Below are 21,359 nucleotides of genomic sequence, written 5' to 3' on the forward strand. Positions count from 1 at the left end.
ATCTTTTAAAGACTTATAGAAGCACTTAATGATTAAAAAAAAGGATAGATTAGATTCTATTGATGTCCTAAGAGGTTTTGATATGTTAATGATCATTGTGGCAGACAAATTCTTTTATCATTTAGATGTAGCGGCCGGGATAAGATTTACTGGTTTTTTAGCCACTCAATTTTCACACCCCGATTGGTACGGATTTCATTTCTACGACATCATTATGCCTTTGTTTTTATTTCTGGTAGGAGTCGTAATTCCGTTCTCGATAGATTCAAGACTGAAAACTGGTCAATTATCCCGCAGGCTTCTTAACCTTCATGTCTTAAGACGATTTTTAATTTTATTTGTTTTAGGATGGATTGTGCAAGGGAACCTTTTAGAATTTGATTTGAACTCATTTAAAATTTTTAGCAACACCCTACAGGCTATTGCGGTAGGCTATGTTTTTAGTACTCTAACCTATATACACCTATCCAGAATTAGCCGGTATGTATTTTTTGCAGTTTGCTTGATTATATATGTGCTATTACTCGAATTTATTCCTGTTCACGGCCACGCTATGGGTGTAGTTGAACCTGAAATAAATCTCGCGATATATGTCGACCGCTTAATTTTCGGAAAATTTGATGATGGTTTACAGTATACCTGGGTGCTGTCCTCTCTGGGCTTTGTAGCGACTACCTTATCCGGATTGTTTGCGGGAGAATTTATTAAGGAAAATGCCCACTTAGAAAAGCGACTAAAAAACCTGATTCTGTACGGAGGCCTACTTCTTATAATGGGAATCTTTTTAAACGCCATACATCCGTTTATAAAAAAGATCTGGACCTCAACTTTTGTTCTTATCACCTCAGGGATCTGCACATTAATGTTGGCACTATTTTTTTGGGTTATTGATATCAAAAAACAAAAGAGTTGGATCCTACCATTCAAAATTATAGGCTCAAATGCGATAGTTGCCTATGTTCTATCGCACGTCATCAATTTTTCTGGTATAGCAGACCAGCTTCTTTTTGGATTAAAGCAATTTTTTAAAGAATATTATGAAAGCATTACAGTACTTGGTGGGTTTGCAATTCTTTATCTATTGCTTTGGTACCTGTATAAGAATAATTCACTTATTAAAATTTAATCCTTAATTGTAAAAACCATAGTCAATATTATATCCTATGAACTCAAGAAGAAATTTCATCAAAACATCAGCAATTGTAGGTACAGGTGTGACGCTAGCTCCTAATCTCGTGTTTCCTTATAATCGGAAACCCTCAAAAGATCGTTTAAAAATAGCCTTTATTGGGGTAGGACTTCGGGGAACCAATCATCTGGTTAATGCAATTCATCGTGAGGATACCGAGATTACGGCCATTTGTGATATTGATCCTAAAAGAATTGAATTAGCGCTGGATCTTATTCAAAAAGATAATCGAAAAAAACCCCTGGTTTTTGATAAAAATGAGAACGATTATCTTAATCTGCTGGACTCTCCAGCAGTTGAGGCGGTTGTAATTTCAACCCCCTGGTTATGGCATACAAAAATGGCCGTGTCGGCTATGAAAGCAGGAGTTTATTCAGGTCTCGAAGTCTCAGCCTCTCAAACCATCGAAGAGTGTTGGGATCTTGTAAACACCCACGAGGCAACTGGTACTCACATGATGTTTTTAGAAAATGTGAATTTTAGAAGGGACGTTTTAGCCGTTTTAAATATGGTAAGACAAAATGTTTTTGGAGAAATGCTCCATTATCGATGTGGATATCAACATGATTTACGTGAAGTAAAATTTAACGACGGAAAGCAGCCTTATGGAGGTGGTGTTGAATTTGGTGAAAAGGGCCTTTCTGAAGCGCGCTGGAGAACAAGGCATTCTGTTCTGCGCAATGCAGATACATATCCCACACACGGGGTAGGACCTATTGCAGCTATGGCCGATATCAACCGGGGTAATCGCTTTACCAGCATGACAGCAAATGCGACAAAAGCAGTAGGTCTTCATAATTATGTGGTAAATCATGGGGGTCCCGATCATCCCAATGCGAAAATTAAATTCAAGCAAGGCGATGTGATAACCTCTATGATCGAATGTGCAAACGGAGAGACCATAATTGTAACTCACGATACTAATCTACCCAGGCCTTACTCACTTGGTTTTAGAGTACAGGGGGCAAATGGACTTTGGGAAAAAGATGGAGACCGTATTTATATAGAAGGAAAATCAAAGCCGCATACCTGGGGCGATTCAGAGGAGTGGCTCAAAAAATACGATCACCCGGTGTGGCAAAAATATGGTGAAAAAGCTGACGGTGCCGGGCATGGTGGGATGGATTACTTTGTAATGAAAGCTTTTGTTGAATCTGCTCTCGAAAATGTAGCTCCACCAATTGATGCCTATGATGCAGCTGCCTGGAGCGCAATAACTCCTTTGTCTGAAGCTTCAATCGAGAATAATGGAGAGCCCCAGGACTTTCCAGATTTTACAAGAGGTCAATGGGTAGCCCGGAAACCTTATGATTGGATGAAAGTAGAATATGGTAAATGATATCATTTGAAAAAAGAGACTAAGTGAAATTAAGTCTCTTTTTTTATCTCTGAAAGCTAAGAATATTTTTTGATCTATAGCTGATTACGGTTTAATTAAAGTCTTTTGATTAATTTAAATAGGTGCTATTAGATGTATTGACTACCTACTTAAGCCCTGGCCAGAAATAGCGGTTTACCTCAAGTCATTGTTTTACATCTAATATTTTGAACAAGCTGTTGCTCCTTTTTTTATATAAATTAAAGTTCTATTCGAAAGTAAGATGGTTCTGGGGGTAGTTAAGCTGCACCAAACGGGGCTATATAGTATAGATTTAAACTAATTAAAGAGCCTGCAAGAACTAAGCTTGTTAGAAGATGCATCTATACTTATTGGATTAGAAATGTTTGTTATATGGGTTGTGCCCATCCTTTAAATTATTTAAAAGACCAATAACTAAATTTTATATAAAATTGATAGTGAGTTAAAATTTAACTAGGTTTGTGCAACATAACGCACGGGGTGCCATCTAAAGAGTGGCTGAGAATATACCCGAGACCTGATTTGGATAATGCCAACGTAGGGATGCCGGCCAAAAGACCTATTTTCTGTTTTATTTCCGTTGTCTTATCCTAAAATGAAGTTTCATTTTTTAATTCGATACTATGGAAATAAAAGAATCTCAAAAAAATCTTATTCCTCAAAGTCAGCAGACCTGGCAAAACCGACCTGAATGGTTCTTTAATCGTCAGCATACAGATACCTATGAACAGTGGTACGAAGGGCGTTATAAACGCGCCGAGGTCTGGCAGAAAAAAATAATGAAAGATCTGGTATCTGCAGATTCTAGAGTGCAAAGCCTTCTCGAATTTGGTTGTGGAACTACCCGGTTTACCCGTTGGTGGCAGGAAATAGGTATTGAGGCTACGGGAGGTGATATTTCGCCTTTAATGCTCTCTCAGGCCATCCATCTTTTTAATGGCGATTTAGTCATGGCCGATTCACATCACATGCCCTTTAAAGATCACAGTTTTGATTGCCTGGCTTTTATTACCACTTTTGAATATTATAAAGACCCCGTTAGAGTGATACGCGAAGCGGCCAGGGTAGGGAAATATGGAATAGCGATGGGAATGATGAACCGGAATTCTCCCAAAGTGGCTCGCAGAAGAATACAGGAAATCTTCGGAAAAAATCCCTTTTATCTAACCGCAACTTTTTATACACCTCAAAAACTTACTGCTATAATTCAGGAAGCTCTGCAAGGTAGAAATTATACAATACGTTGGAAATGTACGGGTCTTCCCAAATGGTTTCCGGTACAGCAATGGAATGTTCCAATTGGGGATTTCTTCGGTCTATATGTTCAATTTAACGATGTGGACTAATGGGTGAAAATCTTGGAAAAATAGAGCGTAATCTGGTCGATGGTTTTATTAAACAAAAGTCGGGCTTTAAACGAGATGAAGTAAAACTGGGACCCGGTTTTGGACAAGATGTATCCCTGGTTGAACTTCCCGGGGAGATGACTTTGGCTATGACCAGTGATCCTTTATCATTAATTCCCGGGCTGGGTCTTGAAGAATCTGCCTGGCTATCTGTGCATCTTATGACCAACGATATGGCTACCACTGGCTTTGCGCCTATGTATGGCCAGTTTGTGCTCAACCTTCCAGCCAGCTTTTCTAAATCAGACTTTAAATTATACTGGAACCATATTCATAATATCTGTGAAGATATCGGAATTGCGATTACCGGTGGTCATACCGGTTTCATCGATGGTCAAAATTCAACCATAGCCGGTGGTGGTACTCTTGTAAGCCTGGCTCCCAAAAGCAGTATGAAGCTTTCAAAGAATGCGAATGTGGGAGATTCAATACTGGTGACTAAATCCTGTGCAATCTCATCGGCCGCCATTCTGGCAATGAGTTTTCCTGAAACGGTAAAAAATAAGGCAGGCATAGATATCTATTGGCAGGCCTGTGAGAGCTTCTATCACACCAGTTCTTTAAAAGAAGCTCTGACCGTTATGAATGGGAATGCAGATAAAATTACTGCCATGCACGATGTGACTGAGGGCGGGGTGCTTGGTGCAATCTATGAAATGGCGGTAGCCTCCAACAATGGCGCCCAGGTGCATGATGAACTGCTTCCAATACAAGACATCCAGAAGCAGGTTTGCGATATATTTGATCTGGACTCACGCTTTTGTGTCGGGGCGGGTTCTATGATTATTTCCTGTACACCCGGAAATGAGAGAGAAATTATTGAAAGTTTAGGAAAACAGAATATTACCTGTGCCCAGGTGGGAAAATTTATTCCATTCGATGGTGGGATAAACCTGGTTGTCAATGGCCAGCATACAAAAATGAAATATTACGAGACAGATCCATATTGGGAAGCCTTTTTTAAAGCCTCTAATTTGGGATGGAAATGAAATATAAAATACAGAAGGGAGGTGTCTACCTGGTTATAGACCCTTCTATGGAAGAAAAAACACTCCTGTCACGAATGGAGAAGGCTTTACATGAAACTATCGTAGCTGTACAGATCTGGGATAATTTTATGAAAGACCAGGACATCCTTGCTCTTGTAGAAAAGGTCTGTAAACTTTGTCATTCCAAAAAGGTTCCTGTACTCATTAATAACCGATGGGAATGCTTGAGTAAGTCCTCGCTTGATGGGATTCATTTCGATGAAATACCAGCAAATATTGAGGCTATTCGAAAACAGGTAAATAGAGCATTTTACGCGGGCCTCACCTGTAATAATAATTTGGAATGGGTTGCCTGGGCACAGGATCACAACCTTGATTATATCTCATTTTGCTCGGTATTTCCTTCTGCTACGAGTAATAGTTGTGAGCTGGTTGAATTCGATACTATTAAGAAGGCCAGGGAATCTTATTCAATTCCTATATTTCTTGCAGGAGGTATAAGTCCAGAAAACATACAAAATCTGGCCAATTTAGAATATGAGGGAATAGCGGTGATCTCTGGAATCATGAATGCAGAAAATCCCAGGAAGGCCGTTCAGAATTACTTGAATAAAATAAATCAAAATAGACTATGAGATTAAAAACAACAGAAAAACTATGTTGCCCTTTCGACAAGGCTGACCTTAAACTCAAGATAATTACTAAGGACACCGATGAAAAGATTCTTGAAGGATTTTTCACCTGTTCTCAATGTAAAAGGATATATCCGATTGTAAAAGGAATTCCAATTATGAACCCCGATGAATACAGGGAGCCTGAATTGGAAAGGCCACTGCTTGAGAGTTGGAAGAACCAGCTTGAAGGCAAAGCGGTTGAGAATTTTAAAATAATAGAATAAATATCTTATAAACTTATTTTAGTAATTCAGAAAAATTAGTGTTTTTCCCAGAAGTTGCAACATCACAATTTATGCTTCGTCTTTTTGGTAGAATGGGCCGTGGGCCTCATAAAACCAATTCAAATGAAAACAATTTTTACGCTTTGCCTGTTATGCCTGTCTTTAAGCTTGCAAGCTCAAAAACTAATTGAAAAAGAGATCGATTATTCCGGAGAGCAGGTAAATTTAAATCTGAAATTCGCCAGCGAGATCGAATTAACTGTGACCGATGAAGCCAAAATAAAGCTGAAAGCCTGGCTTAAAACCTCCCACGAACATTATACAGAGATGATAGATCTGGAAATAAGCGAAGAGACCGGGGAAATTAATATTAGTTCAAATACTCAGGAGGTTTTTCAAGCTTTTCAGGATAATGAGTTGCAAATAGAAGGCGGCTTATTGTATACCAATAATTTAGACCACGAATTCATATATCAAATCCAGGTACCAAAACATATAAAACTAGCGGTTTCAAGTATTACCGCAAATATTAGTTCACCATATTTCACGGGTGAACTTACTACAGATTTGTTTAGTGGAGATATTTATATAGAAAATTTTGAAGGAGTATTAGCTTTGAATACTGTAAGCGGGAATATAGAAATCCCGGTTTTAAATTCCAGCATTCAGGCCAATACTATTGTTGGAAATATCGAGGTAGATAAGGAGTTTGACTATGCGCTTCAGGAAAAATTCGTTGGCAAGGAGCTAAAATTATCCAATGCGAATTATACAAATTCAGCAAAAATCAAATCGGTTAATGGGTTGATAAAATTGCGATAGAACCCAACCCAACATTCATCTATTAATTAGATTTTGATTTAGCCTAATATCAAAACCACAAAAACCTCCCGAAATAGGAGGTTTTTGCTTTTTAGAAAAGGAGATTATGCCTCATATAGCTCTATCTCCTTTTAACCCAAAATTGCATTACTAAACTAAGCATACCTTTATTCACTGGCTTTACCGGCCTTTAAATAAATCATTAAGCGCTTTATCTAAAGTTTAGTTCTAAAGGTTTTTTCTATAGAATATTTAACCCGGAGTTTAAAAACCGGCAAAGGAGTTAACCCTCTATTAACCTTAAACCTGTTTGAGCTTTTTAGTTTTGTTTAAAAATGTAATGCTATGAAAATGAACATTTTAAACGGTTATGATCTTGCGCTCGAGACTATCGCCTTCCCGGTATTTTATGACGCCAGGCAGCAAAGCATACGTGATGCGAACGGACTTATGGTATGCGATATTAAAGGCTGGGGAAAGATTCAGTTTATGGAAAAAGCCGAAGCCCGGCAGGATGCCATAGGTGAACTTATCGCGAACCTTTTAAACGTTTATCAGAAAATCGAAAGTTCTGAACTGGATAAACGCCTGTTTAAGCTGCTAACTGCTTAGAAGATTAAACTTTCCATCTTTTTCAAAATAGATTCAGCGAAAATAAAAAAACCGCCCTGTTTTCAGGACGGTCTTTAAGGGAATATCTATTAACCCCTGGCCGGTTAGTAGGGGATTTGAATGGCCACTCTAAATCCCTTTCCTTCGGCCGAGTCAAAGCTAATACTTCCGTTTACAGAAAAAATACGGGTTTCCACATTTTGGAGTCCGTTTTTGCTTCTGAATTGTTTTAAGTCTGCTCCAATTCCGGTATCGTTAAAATTAATATGCAGCTTATTGGCCTTCTTTTCAAATAACACGGCCACCAGTGGGGCCTGGCTGTGTTTTTTCATATTAATCATCAATTCCTGCAAAACCCTGTAGATCACAATTTTCTTTTCATCTGAAATTTTTTCCCAATCTACCTCGCTTGCCCCCTTTAAAATAAGCCTGGCTCTGCCCGAATTATATTTTAAACTTTCGATGAGATTTCGGCCAAAATCACTTCCGGTGGGGATGGCGGCGTTCTCCCGGGAAATATCTCTGGTGCGTTGATATAGTCTTTCCAGCCTGTCCATACTGCTGTTAGGAGCTATAGGTTCGAGCAGGGTCATTAAATTATAAAGATCATTGGCCAGTTCGTCGTGGATTTTTTTAGAGATCTGGCTCTCGGTTTTATGTACCACCCGAATTTTCTCCTTGCGGTTTCTTTGCCTTAGAAAATAAACGTAGAAAACGGCTCCCAAAACCAGGATTAAAATGATAAGTCCCAGGATGATACTGCGATTCTTTAAATTTTCGGCTTCCAGACGCTGTTGGAGGCTTCGAGTCTGTAAGTTTTGAATTTGTTGCCTGTTGCGCTCCTCATCAAGGCGTATTTTGGCAAAGGCATTTTTCGCCTGCAAATTCGCCCGATTTAAACTATCGTTGAGGCTCACAAACCTGTCAATGTACAACCCATCCCTTTCGGTAGGAGAAAGGTCCAGAAGGTTTTTTAAGGCATCGAGCTCTCCGGTGGCGCTGCCATTAGCTTTAGCCGTATTAAGTTGTTCCCGGGCCATAGCAATTGCCTTTTCGGGATTGCGGTTTTCATAAAATCTGGCCAGGTGCTCATAGCTGGCCTGCATCCCGGTTTTATCGTTTACCGCTTTGCGCAGCTTCAGGGCCTCCAGCAATTCAGCTTCAATATCGGTTTCGGGATTTTCCTGCCAGATTATCCAGGCGAGATTATCTTTATACCGGGCATAGGCTATGCTGTCTTCAGGATTTACTTTTTTAAGAACCTCCAGCATATTTTGCCGGGCTGCTTCATATTTCCCGGCCTGCGAATGCGCCATGGCGATATTGTTAAGGTAACTAAGACTATCGCTGGGTTTGGTGCTGAATTTTAAAGCATTCTCATATTCTCTTACCGCATCAGCTTCAAAACCCTGCTGCCGGTAGGCGATGGCGATAACATTGTGCGCGCTGGAAAGATAGGAGGAATCCAGGGCCTGATTCAAATATTTTAAAGCTTCGGTAGCGGTTTCCTGGCTGCCCGAATAATCGTTCATACGGCTTTGGGCCACTGCCATTTCCAGGCTTCGGCGGGCAAAAGCTGTGCTGTCGCCAATGGCGAGATAATATTTTCGGGATTCAAAGCTGTTTCTAAAATTTTCTTCAGGATTATTCTGAAGCCGGTTTAAAACCGCCCTTCGGTAATAGGCTTTTGCAATTCCGACCGTGTCTTTTCTTCTTGTTGAACTCTGCTGAAGACTGTCTATGTAAAAAGCTGCGCTGTCGTAATTTTTTAGCTGATTGTGATAATAGATTTTATAGTCCAATAGCTGCGAAAGCAAGGTATCGGAATCTGGCCCGGTATTTTTCAGGGCTTTATCCAGCCAGCCGAGTTTTTCTGAAATTGCCGAAGCTTCCCGGGCTTTTTCAAAATAAGAAAAGGCTGAATCTTCGGTGGTTTCTGAAGTGTTTTCAGGTTTTTCAGAACAAGCTGAAAAAATCGCCGAAACCAGGAGTAGGGAAAACAAAATTCGGGGCTGAATCATAGCTCAAAATTAACCAAAAAATCAGGTTATTCAGAAGAAAAAAATAACTGAAGCCGCCATTTTCAACTCACTTCGGTGATTTCCATTACTTTTGTAATTAAGTCTAAAAAATCGAAATCAAATGAAAAAATTAAGCCTGTTTTTAAGCCTGTGCTTCAGCATTTTCAGCTTAACGGCACAAGACCTGGCCTCGCCCAATGGGAATTTAAAGATGAATTTCTCCCTGCAGGAAGATGGAAGCCCGCAGTATGAACTTCAGTATAAAGGAAAAATTGTGGTAAAGCCCAGTAAACTGGGGCTGGAACTCAAAAATGAAGAGCATTCGTTTTTAAACAATTTCAGCATCGTAGAAACCGCAACAAATAGCTTCAGCGAAACCTGGCAGCCGGTTTGGGGCGAAGAAAGCGAAATTGAGAATAATTATAATGAGCTTTTAGTAGAGCTAAAGCAGGAAGATGCCGGCAGGAACTTAAAAATCAGGTTTAGACTTTTCGACACCGGGCTGGGATTTAGGTATGAATTTCCGCTTCAGGAGAATTTAGGGCATTTTGTGATCAAAGAAGAGCGCAGCCAGTTTGCGATGACCGGCGACCATACCGCCTTTTGGATTCCGGGAGATTATGACACCCAGGAGTATGATTATACCGAAAGCAAACTTTCGGAAATTTCTGGTTTGATGGAAAAGGCGATCACCGCTAATGTGTCTCAAACTTCATTTTCGAACACCGGTGTTCAAACCGCGCTGATGATGAAATCTCAGGATGGGTTATATATTAACCTTCACGAGGCGGCGCTTATCGACTACCCGGCAATGCACCTAAACCTTGATGAAGAAACTATGGTCTTTGAGTCCTGGCTTACTCCCGATGTGAACGGCGATAAAGGCTATATGGTGGCCCCCGCCCAAACGCCCTGGAGAACGATTATTGTAAGCGACGAAGCCCGTGAAATACTGGCTTCGCGAATTACCTATAACCTTAATGAACCCAATAAAATTGAAGATGTTTCCTGGATAAAACCCACAAAATATATTGGGGTTTGGTGGGAAATGATCACCGGGAAAAGCGCCTGGAATTACACCGATGAATTTTCGGCCGTGAAACTGGGAGAAACCAATTTTGAAGAAGCTAAACCCAATGGCCGCCACGCTGCCAATACCCCGCACGTGAAAAAGCATATCGACTTCGCTGCCGAGCACGGTTTTGACGGAGTTTTGGTAGAAGGTTGGAATGTAGGCTGGGAAGACTGGTTTGGGAATTCCAAAGATTATGTTTTCGACTTCGTGACTCCCTATCCCGATTTTGATGTGGAAGAAATTCGTGATTACGCCAAAAGTAAGGGGGTAGAAATGATAATGCACCACGAGACTTCGGCTTCGGTGAGAAATTATGAAAGACACTTAGATACAGCTTATGCTTTTATGAAGGCTAATGGTTATAATTCGGTAAAAACAGGCTATGTGGGAGATATTTTGCCAAGAGGTGAAAATCATTACAGCCAGTGGATTGTGAATCACTATCAATATGCCCTGGAGAAGGCCGCAGATTATGAAGTGATGATCAATGCCCATGAGGCGGTGCGCCCCACCGGGATCGCCAGAACCTGGCCTAACCTTATCGCAAACGAATCGGCCAGAGGTACCGAGTACCAGGCTTTTGGAGGCAATAAACCCAATCACGTAACCGTATTGCCATTCACGCGCTTAATCGGTGGGCCTATGGATTATACCCCGGGAATTTTTGTGATGGACATTAGCCAGCTCAATCCCGATAATAATTCTCACGTAAACAGCACGATCGCCAACCAGCTGGCTTTGTATGTAACTATGTACTCGCCTTTACAAATGGCCGCCGACCTGCCCGAACATTACGAGCAGTTTATGGATGCTTTTCAGTTTATCAAAGATGTGGCGATAGACTGGGAGAAAAGTCATTATCTGGAAGCTGAACCCGGTCGCTTTCTTACTATTGCCAGAAAAGAAAAAGAGGGCAATAACTGGTTTGTTGGAAATGTGAATGGCACCCAGGCCAGAACTGCCAATCTAAATTTCGACTTCCTCGAAAAAGGGAAAGATTATGTTGCTACGATCTATGCCGATGCCGAGGATGCTCACTATAAGGAGAATCCGCAGGCTTATGAGATTAGAAAAGTAATTGTAAATCATAGGTCTAAACTGAAGCAAAGATCGGCTCCCGGCGGCGGATTCGCGATTAGCATTATGGAAGCCTCAAAAGACGAGATGAAAGGCCTTAAGAAATTGTAAGTTTATTTCTGAAGGAATAATCAAAAACCCCTTGCCGCAGCCGGTAAGGGGTTTTTAATTTTAGATTGCTTTTGGTGGTAGTGATCTTGTTTTCTTCATCAACTGTTCGTGGCCTAAGAAATAATAGATCACAAAAAACAGAAAATACATCACCATGGTTTTTTGACGAATAATAATTCCCAGGTTAGACATCACAAAAGTCATAGACAGGGAGCTACCTATAAACAACAAAAGACTCATCTTTACCTTGGTTGGTGCCACCTTCAAAAAACTGAAAAAATTCTTTCTGAAAAGCTTTAAAACCAGAACCAGGTATAGCAAATTTTCAGCTGAAACGATGACCCCAAAAAAGCCCGGGGCATCAAAAAACAGCGGCCTGAACCAAAAGGTAAATATCTTTTCGAAAAAGCTATAGTCGTTCATCGCTACCCCCGAAGTGGCACTGCTCAAAGCTTCTGAGCGCTTTTCAGTAAAGGCAAGAAAATCGGCGACCAGGTTTTCAGAATTATTGAGGTTCACCACGGCCAGAATCTGGTCTCTGAACAATAGTAACATCCCGCCTAAAAGACCGAAATACACCAGTTTCTGTTTCCATTCAATGCTTTTCTTTCCTATAAATATTCCAAGTAGCGCCACGCCGGCAAGCATTAGGAAAATATGGGGGCGAATACAAAAAATTAGAATTGAGCCCAGGCTAAGGCGTTGAAACCTTTGCTGCGGATTTTTAATCGCATAGGCAAACATCATCAATCCAAGAAAAATGGGAGCTCCTTTTCCAAAAGAAGCGGTCCAGAAGTGCATATTTGGCAAAAACAGGATGAGATGTAACAGATCTATTTTCCTGAAAACTTTAATTTTATGGTTGAGGTTTTCCTTGAAAATAAGGTAGGCGTACATAAAGCCCAAAAAACCTATCCAGGTAAACAAAAGCATCATCATCTCATAGCTGAAGCCCAGGAAGTTGATAAAAGGATAGGAGAGGAAATCTATAAACCCCGTTCCGGTAGTGGCAAAGTCCAGCCATTCTGCACCTTCTTTTTGAGGCACGCTATAATAACGCTTCGAATCTGAAGGATTGAAAAGCGCATAGCTGTAATACACCATTCCGAAGAAAAGATGATAGAAAAACAGGCTGTTCATAAGCTTGAATGAAAAAAAACTATGACGAGCTTTTAAACGCTTAAAAATTTCCTGATTAATTAAATGCAGGAAAGGAATAAGCAGTAATGCCTGAAGTATATTGAGTACAAATTCTATGTCGTTATACATTTCCAGATTTGATTTACCTGTTTTTTTCAATATCCCTACCACTTTTCGGTTTTTATCCTGAAATTTCTCTTTAGTGCTGTTTTTCAGTCTTTTGGGTTAATTTTCTTTAGATATGAACTAAAACAAGGCAGTGATTGAAACCAGAAAAAGTTTAAAACCTGTGGAAATACATCATAAAACTGTGGAATTTGCTGAAGCTCTAATATTTAGTGAAATAACAGCTTATTAACAGAGGATTTTTGAAGCAGTTCTTAATTTTAATGAAGTAACCTTAAAAAATGATGATTATGAAAACGAAACTAATGATGCTGCTTTTTGGCTTATTTGCCGTTTATAACTTGAACGCACAAACCGCCGAACAGCAGGAATTGATCGATGATGCAGAAAAGGCAAAAGCCGCCTTTATGGCTGAAAATGCTGAAACAGGAAATCTTTTCGATGAAGCTGCGGGCTATGTGATTTTTCCTAATGTTGGGAAAGGGGCCTATATTTTAGGAGGGGCTGCCGGAAACGGAGTGGTTTATCAAAATGGAGAATTAATAGGTTTTGCTGAATTAAGGCAATTGGATATTGGTTTTCAACTGGGGGGTCAGGCTTTTAGACAGGCTATTCTTTTCGAAACCCAGGCCGAATTAGATGAATTCAAGGAAGGTAGCTACAAACTTGCCGGAAATGCCTCGGCAGTAGTTATTGAAAAAGGCAAAGCCAAAAGCCTTGAATTTAAAGACGGGCGGGCTATTATTACGATGCCAAAAGCTGGAGCGATGATAGAAGCCTCGGTTGGTGGTCAGAGATTTGACTACCAGGATATGCAGTAATTCATTCTGAAAATCTAAAAAGCCCGGAATTTGTAAGAATTCCGGGCTTTTTTGTTTTAAAATACTTTGCTTAGAAATTGAAGCCAAGGCTAAACATCACCCGGTCGCCATCGTCTCCAATATAATATCCAATATTTGCGGTGAGGGCGTTGAATCCGTTAATGAAAAACGAACCCCCATAATTGCTGAGCCATTCGTTAGATTCGGGAACTTCGCTCCAAACCCTTCCGTAGTCAAAGCCACCACTTATCCCGAACCGCAGCGGTACAAAATTGGTTCTAATCTGGCTTAGCCCTACGCGCACATCGGTGCTGTGATAGAATGAGCTCTTCCCGTTAAATCTTTCATTTCGGTAACCTCTAAGGCTGTAATTGCCTCCCAGGGTAGCGGCGTGATAGAATTCATAATTGTCTCCAAAAATCATCTCGCTGCCCACTTTAGAAGCTATAGTTGCAATACCACTGGAATGCAGCGGATAATTGATAGAAAGCGAAGGCTTCAAATATCCAAATTGGTTGTTGTATTGGTCGATATTGGTTTTATAACCCGTAGTTACATTAAAATTGAGTCCGCGGCTGGGGAAAGCCGGGTTGTTTTGGTTAAGATATTGATAGCTCACTTCGGTGCCTGCGTATAATTGTTGATTGAAAACATCGTCTTCAGGGTCAAAGGCCAGGCCAATAAAGGCATTTTCATCGTATGCGGTCTCTAAAGATTCAAACATCGCTTTGAGTTCAAAACGGCTTCCACGATTATTGTTGTTTATTAAAGACGGGGCCACAGCAAATTGCTGAATTCGAACCCGGTTATAATCCAGATCTACTGCCTCTTCATCGTAGCTGCTGCTATTTCCGGTTCCAAAGTAGTTTAAGGTATAATTCGGGCTGGTGTATTTGGCGTCAAGTCCAAAATTCCAATTGGGGAAAATATGAGCAAATTCGCCATAGTATTCGGCTGAAAATCCATCGGTGGCAAAAAAGTAATTCAGAGAAACATCGTGTTTCGCGGTAAATGGATTTCTCACCAGGTTATAGGTGGTGAAAGTATTGCGAACGCCTACTTTAAATCCGGCATCGGGGTCAAAACCTATACTTGGAAAAAGCACATTGGTGGTTCTTTTCTTCTTATTTGGGTTATAATTGTTGATCTCGTAAGAATCGGTTAGCAGTTTTGACCCGGTTTTTTCCAGGCTGTTTTTCTTGCTGCGATAATCATACACCTTGGTGCGTCTGGTGTTTTCAAGACTGTAAGTGTCATTGTTTTTTCCGCCTATAAGCTTCAGCTTGATTAGATTATTCCCTTTTCCTGAGCTGGTGAAAGTATCTTTTCCTTCCAGGCCATACACCCAGATTTCTTTGGTTTCAGCAGAATTATATTCTCTGCTGAATTCAGAACCATCCCCGCCTTTTACAGTGATTTCGGTAATGCCGCCGGGTTTACGGAGAATTTCGATTTCATCATCTTCTTCAGTAGCGGTGATCACATCAAATTTTATGAGGTAATCGTAATAGCGTTTAGCAATGCCTTCCAGGTTATCCCGACGGGCTTTTAAAGAACTTTTGATGGTTTCAATGCTTTCATCCTGGACATCTTCGGGCAGTGTGGCAAAGGCAGCTTCAATTTCTTCATCGGTAAGATTCTGCTGAATGTATTCAACCTGCTCTTTCCAATCCTGCCAGGTGGCATTTCGAATAAAGGCTTTATCGAGCGAAAATGCAGATTTATTGAACCATTTTACGTCTTTTAGATCGGCCTCAAAAGTTTGCATGGCCCGCATCTCTGGGAAACCGAATTTCAGCAGTCGCACCATCAAACCATCATATTTTGAAAAAGCCTGGTCCCGGTCTCTGGGAATGGGTTTGTACACCTTGATGCTGTCGTTCTCCTCGAATTCTGCCCAGCGCCACTGGTCTTCGTGCCTGTCCCAGTCTCCAATTAACATATCGGCAAGGCGGGCTTTGATATAGGCCTGTTCATCTACATAGATATTTTTGGTCTCCCGCAACTCAAGCAAAAGGTCTGAAGTACTTATGATATCGTCGGCATTTCCAAAATCGAAAAACTCCTTGTTGTGATCGCCTACGTGTTCTTCAAGCATATAAAGCTTATCACCATAATCTTCGTTAAAGATGTTGAGGTTCTCCTGTTTTGGCAGGTAGTAAAGTTTTGGGTTTGCGTGAAAAATTCCCAGATCTTCCATAATGCTGTTCACCGCAAAGGGCGCATAGGGATGGGCCGTAGTATAAAAATCCTGAACAATTCTTTCGGCTATGGTGTTGTCCATAAATTCCAACACATAATTGGTGGGAATATTTGCCTGGATAAAACGCAATGCGCTTTTTCTAACCTCTCGTAAGGTATATTCGTGATCATCGTCGTCTTTGATACGCAGGGATCGGGATTGCTTCCCGCCGCCTTCGCTTATCGCAACCGGATTGGCGGGAAGTGTATCGATAAACAATACCGGAACTTCTATCTTTCTTCCATAAATATCCCGATAATGTTCACCCCACATTTTGCGGTAGGGGAAAGACTTTTCTACTTCTTCGGTCTCATATACCGAGGCTTTATAGGTAGCTCCAAAATCTTCTTTAGAATGCCAGCTTACCTCGTCCAGGTCTATGCGCTCCCGTTTAATGTATCGGCTTTCCAGCAAATTTGGTCCGTTTTCCCCGGCTTCATAAAAATCTACCACCGAGCTCCCGTCTTCAAAAATATTAAGTTTGCTGAAGCCTGGGGTACTTGAAGCAAAATAATCTTTTTCCTTTTTCACTTTCTGAAGTTTCCCCATCGCCCCGCTAATGATTTGCGGGGTATTGTCATCCAGAATATATTGGAGGTTCCTGTCATTACCCGAAACAAAAATCACATCTTCAAACTGGCGGGAAAGGGTTTTTAACTTTCCGCGAAGTTCTTTCATTAGAGGGTTTTCATAAGATTGCTCGGTGAAGCCACCTATTTTATTGAAAAAACCAAGCCTCGTATTAGACATCACCGGGTGGTGCACGCTTACAATAATGGTTTTTCCCTGTTCATCTTTTAACTCATCTTTAAATTCAATAAAAAATTGCTCCCGTGTTTTGATTTCACATTTATCGTTTATGTAAGGGTGGTCATCCCAGTTTTCCAGAAACCATTGCGAGTCTACCATCACCAGGCGTACGTCATCGTTTAGATCTTCGCCTTCAATGGGGCAACCATCGTTAGGCCAAAATTCAGCTTCGCTTTCATCCTGAAGAAAACTCTCCAGATCATCGATATTCTGGTGGCCTTCTTTGTTCCATTCGTTTCGGCCGGGATTGTAAATGATATTCCCATTAAATCCTTCAAGCGGAGTCATAAGGCTTCGTTTCAGAAAATCTTCTACCTTTTTTCTGTCCTCTTTTTTGGGGGGATAGCCACCTTTAGGAGTGATATTTCCCATTACCACCACGCTGGCTTCAGCGTCATTTTGGGAGGCTTCATTTATCTGAGTAAGAATACGTTTGGAGATTTCTGAATCGTCAAGCCCCGTGTTGGCGGTAAAATAAATGGAATGTATGATTTCTTTACTGTTTTCCTGAGCCTGGCTCTGAATAGAAAAAATCAGAAAAAATAAAAATCCTGAAAGTCTAAGGATAGATTCTGTAGGATGTGAGAAGAATTTCCCGTTCATAGATTTATGATTTGTGAGACCTTAAAGCGTGATTAAAAATAAAGATTCAGAAAAATTTTTTTCTTATTTATAAATTTTAACGCTTTATAACATTTTTCAGGTTTTGCAGGCTTAAAGGTTTGTGAATCCAAATTCGCATTAAAATTCATAGAAAATTGTCTTATTAATTACATCAAATATAATTTGTTAACAGGCCCCGGGAAGGATTGAGCGTAACTCAATTAATCCTAATTTCTTACCTTGACCCACTCTTAAATAAATTAAAATTTTATGCATAATAAGTCTTATCTCATTTTGACTACCATAGTTTCTGCCCTGGGCGGACTGCTATTTGGGTACGATACCGGTGTTATTAATGGATCTCAGTATTATTTCAGCCAGTATTTCGACCTGGATGCAGCGATGAAAGGCTGGGTTGTTGGAAGTGCACTGCTGGGCTGTTTTGTAGGTGCTATTGTCGCTGGGCCTTTAAGCAATATGGTAGGTAGAAAGTATTCGCTTATTATTTCATCTATACTGTTTTCGATTTCGGCCTGGGGTTCAGGTTTGCCTTCATTTTTACCCGAATCGGTTAGCTTATTGGTAGCTTTTAGGCTTATTGGAGGCTTGGGAATTGGCCTGGCGTCTATGAATGCTCCCACTTATATTGCTGAAATCGCCCCTGCTAAAATTCGGGGTACTCTGGTTAGTTACTACCAGCTGGCTATTGTAATTGGATTTTTTGTGGTTTTCCTGGCCACCTATTTTATCGGAAGCAGCAATACCGAAGCTGAAAATATCGAATTTGGCTGGCGTAGTATGTTCTGGTCTGAACTTATCCCCAGCAGCCTTTTCTTAATTCTGCTGTTTTTTGTTCCCCGCAGCCCGCGATGGTTGGCCTTAAAGGGCTTTAAAACCCAGGCCCTGGAAGTGCTTACCAAAATTCACGGAAAAGAAATGGCTAATATCGAATTTCGGGAAATTGAAAATTCCCTGCAAAAAGAAGATAAAAAAGTGAAAGTAAATATCTTCGCCAAAGGGGTTTTCTCGATCATTGCTATTGGAACCGTGCTTTCGATTTTACAGCAGTTTACAGGAATTAATGCCGTGCTTTATTACGGGGCCGATATTTTTGAAAAAGCGCTTGGCTTTGGAAAAGAAGACGTCCTGGCACAGCAAATCTTACTTGCAGCTGTAAACCTGGTATTTACTTTCGTTGCGATGGCTACAGTAGATCGTTTTGGGCGAAAACCACTTATTTACATTGGATCGGTAGGAATGATCGTTGGGTTCTTATTGCTTGGTGGAACCCTAATGACCGGCAATGTTGGTTTGGTATCTCTAATAGGCGTTTTGATGTTTGTGGCAGCCTTTGCAATGTCTATGGGGCCTGTGGTTTGGGTGGTTTTATCTGAAATGTTCCCCAACAAAATTCGTTCAGTAGCTATGTCTATAGCCGTTGCGGCGCAATGGGCAGCCAATTACGTGGTATCTCAAAGTTTCCCGATCGTTGCTGAAAGTGAAATGAACAACTCGGCCTTTTGGAGTGGCTCGCTGCCGTATTTCATCTTTTCGTTCTTCATCCTCGGAATTATATTTTTCACGATGAAATTTATCCCGGAAACCAAAGGAAAATCGCTTGAAGAGCTTGAAAAAATCTGGGATATCCCCGATAAATTGAAAGAAACAAAAGCTTAAAAATAATTACTACAAACCGCCTTCGGGCGGTTTTTTGATTAATTGAGGTTTCGCTTTTCGATAAAGAAACGTTTTAGAAGTGCTGCAGCTTCTTCGGCCAGGATTCCAGATTCTACTTTTGTCTTTGGGTGCAGTTGTACCCCCGTTTTGCGGTATCCCCGTTGGGGGTCTTCCGCAGCAAACACCAGCCGCGAAATCTGGCTCCAGTAAAGCGCGCCGGCACACATTTGGCAGGGCTCCAGGCTTACATACATAGTGCAATTCACGAGGTATTTGCCGCCTAAAAATCCGGCTGCGGCCGTAATCGCCTGCATTTCGGCGTGGGCCGTTACATCGTTAAGGGTTTCGGTAAGATTGTGTCCCCGGGCGATGATGCGATCGTTAATCACCACGACCACCCCCACCGGAATTTCACCTTTGGAGTAAGCTTCTTCAGCTTCGGCCAGGGCTTTCCGCATAAAATATTCGTCGTTGAAAGGACTTTCCATGTCTTTTTTTACTTCGGAAGGATAAAATTAATCAAAGCCATTAACTAAAATGCATAGTCTTTATTTAAAATCAAACTTTAACTTTGCGGCTATGCAAGGAAAAATTCTTGAAAAGATCAATTCACCCGAAGATTTGCGACAGCTTCCCGAAGCGGAACTCAAGCAATTAGCTTCCGAACTGCGACAATTCATCATTGAAATTGTGGCAAGTAAAGAAGGCCATCTGGGGGCCAGCCTCGGAGTGGTAGAATTGACCATTGCCCTGCATTACGTATTTAACACCCCCGATGATCTTTTGGTTTGGGATGTGGGCCACCAGGCCTACGGGCATAAAATTTTAACCGGAAGAAGGGATATTTTTCATACGAACCGACAGCTTGGAGGTATAAGCGGTTTTCCAAAACGCGGGGAAAGCCCCTATGATAGTTTTGGAGTTGGCCATTCTTCAACCTCAGTATCTGCTGCTTTGGGGATGGCTTTGGCTTCAAAGCTCGAAAAGAACCACCAAAGGCAGCATATTGCAATAATTGGAGATGCCTCAATAGCCAGCGGAATGGCCTTTGAAGGCCTTAACCACGCCGGGGTAAGCGATGCCAACTTACTGGTTATTTTAAATGATAATGCAATTGGAATAGATCCCAGCGTAGGTGCCCTTAAGGATTACCTCACCAAAGCCAGGGTGGGTTACAAGCCGAAACAGGCGAATATGATCGAGGCGCTTAACTTTAATTATTTTGGGCCTGTAGATGGGCACGATTTCCCGGCTTTGTTGAAAATTTTAAAAGAATTAAAACAGGTAAAGGGCCCCAAATTTCTGCATCTTATCACCACCAAAGGAAAAGGCCTAAAAAAAGCTGAAGAAGACCAGGTGAAATATCACGCCCCCGGCAAATTTCGTCCCGATACCGGGGAGCTCCTGGCTTATGATACCGAAGGGCTCCCTCTGAAGTATCAGGATGTTTTCGGGTTAACTTTGGTGGAACTGGCCAAAAAAAATGAGAAAATAATCGGTATTACCCCTGCGATGCCTACAGGAAGTTCCCTCAAATTTATGATGGAGGCTTTTCCTGAGAGAGCTTTTGATGTGGGCATAGCCGAGCAACATGCGGTTACCCTGGCCGCAGGGATGGCAACCCGGGGCTTTAGCGTTTTTTGTGCTATTTATTCTACCTTTTTACAGCGGGCTTATGACCAGGTAATCCACGATGTGGCTATACAAAAGCTTCCGGTGATCTTTTGCCTGGATAGAGCAGGTTTGGTGGGGGAAGATGGTGCCACGCATCACGGCTTATTTGATATTGCATATTTGCGCTGCATTCCCAATATGATAATTGCGGCTCCTTCAAACGAAATTCAGCTGCGCAATTTGCTGTATACCGCTCAACTGGGTCTTGTAGCTCCTATAGCGATTAGATACCCCAGGGGACGTGGAGAAGTGGTAGACTGGCAGCAGGATTTCAGAAAAATCGAAATCGGGAACGGAGAATGTCTTTCAGAAGGAGAAAACATCGCCGTGCTAAGCCTGGGAAGTATGACAGGGCTGGTGAGAAAAGCCATTCAGCAAATTTCTGAAGAGAAAATAGGGCATTATGATATGCTCTTTGCGAAACCCTTAGACGAAGAATTATTACATAAAATTTTTAAAAATTATACCCGGCTTATCACTGTTGAAGATGGCGTGAAAGCAGGCGGTTTTGGCAGCGCAGTTCTAGAATTCGCAGCTGCTCATCAATACCGGGTACCTATCCAGTGTCTTGGTATCCCCGATGTATTTCCCGAGCACGGAAGTGTGAGCGAATTACAAGAAATCGCCGGAATTAGCGTTGAACATATACGACGGGCTATAATTTCTCAAATCCGAAAATTATAAATTGAAAATCCGAAGAATCCAG

16 protein-coding genes and 1 riboswitch are annotated in these 21,359 nt (G+C 41.2%); of the genes, 12 read left to right on the forward strand and 4 right to left on the reverse strand.

Annotation, left to right across the window (positions count from 1 at the left end; all coding sequences use genetic code 11):
• Positions 1-28: 28 nt before the first annotated feature.
• The 8 genes from ACW6QP_RS01895 to ACW6QP_RS01930 all read left to right on the forward strand — a co-directional run bounded on the left by ACW6QP_RS01895 (position 29) and on the right by ACW6QP_RS01930 (position 7,276).
• Positions 29-1,126: an acyltransferase family protein gene (locus tag ACW6QP_RS01895; protein ID WP_457909136.1), complete on the forward strand. Its 1,098-nt coding sequence runs from the start codon at positions 29-31 to the stop codon at positions 1,124-1,126.
• Between the two features lie 37 nt (positions 1,127-1,163).
• Positions 1,164-2,528 (forward strand): Gfo/Idh/MocA family protein, encoded by a 1,365-nt coding sequence (locus ACW6QP_RS01900; RefSeq protein ID WP_457909137.1) that lies wholly within the window; start codon positions 1,164-1,166, stop codon positions 2,526-2,528.
• Positions 2,529-3,015: 487 nt separating this feature from the next.
• A riboswitch (TPP riboswitch) is annotated at positions 3,016-3,110 on the forward strand.
• Between the two features lie 62 nt (positions 3,111-3,172).
• Positions 3,173-3,895: a class I SAM-dependent methyltransferase gene (locus ACW6QP_RS01905; protein ID WP_457909138.1), complete on the forward strand. Its 723-nt coding sequence runs from the start codon at positions 3,173-3,175 to the stop codon at positions 3,893-3,895.
• The gene (locus ACW6QP_RS01910) at positions 3,895-4,944 is read left to right on the forward strand and encodes an AIR synthase-related protein (protein WP_457909139.1); all 1,050 of its coding nucleotides are present in this window, start codon (positions 3,895-3,897) and stop codon (positions 4,942-4,944) included. Before ACW6QP_RS01905 ends, ACW6QP_RS01910 begins: the two co-directional genes overlap by 1 nt.
• A complete protein-coding gene (locus ACW6QP_RS01915; protein WP_457909140.1) occupies positions 4,941-5,579 on the forward strand; it encodes a thiamine phosphate synthase in 639 nt (212 codons plus the stop codon). The genes ACW6QP_RS01910 and ACW6QP_RS01915 overlap by 4 nt, the downstream gene beginning before the upstream one ends.
• Positions 5,576-5,842: a Trm112 family protein gene (locus tag ACW6QP_RS01920; protein WP_457909141.1), complete on the forward strand. Its 267-nt coding sequence runs from the start codon at positions 5,576-5,578 to the stop codon at positions 5,840-5,842. Before ACW6QP_RS01915 ends, ACW6QP_RS01920 begins: the two co-directional genes overlap by 4 nt.
• A 123-nt stretch (positions 5,843-5,965) precedes the next feature.
• Positions 5,966-6,664 (forward strand): hypothetical protein, encoded by a 699-nt coding sequence (locus ACW6QP_RS01925; RefSeq protein ID WP_457909142.1) that lies wholly within the window; start codon positions 5,966-5,968, stop codon positions 6,662-6,664.
• 345 nt (positions 6,665-7,009) lie between these two features.
• The gene (locus ACW6QP_RS01930) at positions 7,010-7,276 is read left to right on the forward strand and encodes a hypothetical protein (RefSeq protein WP_457909143.1); all 267 of its coding nucleotides are present in this window, start codon (positions 7,010-7,012) and stop codon (positions 7,274-7,276) included.
• A gap of 104 nt (positions 7,277-7,380) precedes the next feature.
• On the opposite strand, the gene ACW6QP_RS01935 is transcribed toward ACW6QP_RS01930, so the two are convergent.
• Positions 7,381-9,297 carry a tetratricopeptide repeat-containing sensor histidine kinase gene (locus tag ACW6QP_RS01935; RefSeq protein ID WP_457909144.1) on the reverse strand — a complete coding sequence of 639 codons (1,917 nt, stop codon included), beginning with the start codon at positions 9,295-9,297 and terminating at the stop codon, positions 7,381-7,383.
• Positions 9,298-9,418: 121 nt separating this feature from the next.
• Here ACW6QP_RS01935 and ACW6QP_RS01940 point away from each other — a divergent pair, with 121 nt between their 5' ends.
• Positions 9,419-11,560 (forward strand): glycoside hydrolase family 97 protein, encoded by a 2,142-nt coding sequence (locus tag ACW6QP_RS01940; RefSeq protein ID WP_457909145.1) that lies wholly within the window; start codon positions 9,419-9,421, stop codon positions 11,558-11,560.
• Between the two features lie 60 nt (positions 11,561-11,620).
• Here the strand turns inward: ACW6QP_RS01940 and ACW6QP_RS01945 are convergent, their stop codons facing one another.
• Positions 11,621-12,829 (reverse strand): hypothetical protein, encoded by a 1,209-nt coding sequence (locus ACW6QP_RS01945; RefSeq protein ID WP_457909146.1) that lies wholly within the window; start codon positions 12,827-12,829, stop codon positions 11,621-11,623.
• A 287-nt stretch (positions 12,830-13,116) separates the two neighbouring features.
• Between ACW6QP_RS01945 and ACW6QP_RS01950 the strand changes: the two genes are divergently transcribed.
• Positions 13,117-13,647, forward strand: a complete 531-nt coding sequence (locus ACW6QP_RS01950; RefSeq protein ID WP_457909147.1) for a lipid-binding SYLF domain-containing protein — start codon at positions 13,117-13,119, stop codon at positions 13,645-13,647.
• Positions 13,648-13,717: 70 nt separating this feature from the next.
• On the opposite strand, the gene ACW6QP_RS01955 is transcribed toward ACW6QP_RS01950, so the two are convergent.
• A complete protein-coding gene (locus ACW6QP_RS01955) occupies positions 13,718-17,302 on the reverse strand; it encodes a metallophosphatase (RefSeq protein ID WP_457909148.1) in 3,585 nt (1,194 codons plus the stop codon).
• A gap of 270 nt (positions 17,303-17,572) precedes the next feature.
• Between ACW6QP_RS01955 and ACW6QP_RS01960 the strand changes: the two genes are divergently transcribed.
• Positions 17,573-18,979 carry a sugar porter family MFS transporter gene (locus ACW6QP_RS01960; protein ID WP_457909149.1) on the forward strand — a complete coding sequence of 469 codons (1,407 nt, stop codon included), beginning with the start codon at positions 17,573-17,575 and terminating at the stop codon, positions 18,977-18,979.
• Between the two features lie 38 nt (positions 18,980-19,017).
• Here ACW6QP_RS01960 and ACW6QP_RS01965 read toward each other — a convergent pair whose 3' ends face one another.
• On the reverse strand, positions 19,018-19,467 hold the full coding sequence (locus tag ACW6QP_RS01965; RefSeq protein ID WP_457909150.1) for a nucleoside deaminase: 450 nt from the start codon (positions 19,465-19,467) through the stop codon (positions 19,018-19,020).
• A 91-nt stretch (positions 19,468-19,558) separates the two neighbouring features.
• Here ACW6QP_RS01965 and ACW6QP_RS01970 point away from each other — a divergent pair, with 91 nt between their 5' ends.
• Positions 19,559-21,337 (forward strand): 1-deoxy-D-xylulose-5-phosphate synthase, encoded by a 1,779-nt coding sequence (locus tag ACW6QP_RS01970; protein ID WP_457909151.1) that lies wholly within the window; start codon positions 19,559-19,561, stop codon positions 21,335-21,337.
• The last annotated feature ends 22 nt before the right edge of the window (positions 21,338-21,359 follow it).

It is taken from the genome of Salegentibacter haimaensis (genome assembly GCF_054121495.1).

Coding starts and splice junctions, on each gene's coding strand:
- ACW6QP_RS01895 (WP_457909136.1), top strand. CDS start 29: ATGATTAAAAAAAAGGATAGATTAGATTCTATTGATGTCCTAAGAGGT.
- ACW6QP_RS01945 (WP_457909146.1), bottom strand. CDS start 12,829: ATGTATAACGACATAGAATTTGTACTCAATATACTTCAGGCATTACTG.
- ACW6QP_RS01955 (WP_457909148.1), bottom strand. CDS start 17,302: ATGAACGGGAAATTCTTCTCACATCCTACAGAATCTATCCTTAGACTT.
- ACW6QP_RS01905 (WP_457909138.1), top strand. CDS start 3,173: ATGGAAATAAAAGAATCTCAAAAAAATCTTATTCCTCAAAGTCAGCAG.
- ACW6QP_RS01910 (WP_457909139.1), top strand. CDS start 3,895: ATGGGTGAAAATCTTGGAAAAATAGAGCGTAATCTGGTCGATGGTTTT.
- ACW6QP_RS01940 (WP_457909145.1), top strand. CDS start 9,419: ATGAAAAAATTAAGCCTGTTTTTAAGCCTGTGCTTCAGCATTTTCAGC.
- ACW6QP_RS01965 (WP_457909150.1), bottom strand. CDS start 19,467: ATGGAAAGTCCTTTCAACGACGAATATTTTATGCGGAAAGCCCTGGCC.
- ACW6QP_RS01900 (WP_457909137.1), top strand. CDS start 1,164: ATGAACTCAAGAAGAAATTTCATCAAAACATCAGCAATTGTAGGTACA.
- ACW6QP_RS01970 (WP_457909151.1), top strand. CDS start 19,559: ATGCAAGGAAAAATTCTTGAAAAGATCAATTCACCCGAAGATTTGCGA.
- ACW6QP_RS01930 (WP_457909143.1), top strand. CDS start 7,010: ATGAAAATGAACATTTTAAACGGTTATGATCTTGCGCTCGAGACTATC.
- ACW6QP_RS01915 (WP_457909140.1), top strand. CDS start 4,941: ATGAAATATAAAATACAGAAGGGAGGTGTCTACCTGGTTATAGACCCT.
- ACW6QP_RS01920 (WP_457909141.1), top strand. CDS start 5,576: ATGAGATTAAAAACAACAGAAAAACTATGTTGCCCTTTCGACAAGGCT.
- ACW6QP_RS01935 (WP_457909144.1), bottom strand. CDS start 9,297: ATGATTCAGCCCCGAATTTTGTTTTCCCTACTCCTGGTTTCGGCGATT.
- ACW6QP_RS01925 (WP_457909142.1), top strand. CDS start 5,966: ATGAAAACAATTTTTACGCTTTGCCTGTTATGCCTGTCTTTAAGCTTG.
- ACW6QP_RS01960 (WP_457909149.1), top strand. CDS start 17,573: ATGCATAATAAGTCTTATCTCATTTTGACTACCATAGTTTCTGCCCTG.
- ACW6QP_RS01950 (WP_457909147.1), top strand. CDS start 13,117: ATGAAAACGAAACTAATGATGCTGCTTTTTGGCTTATTTGCCGTTTAT.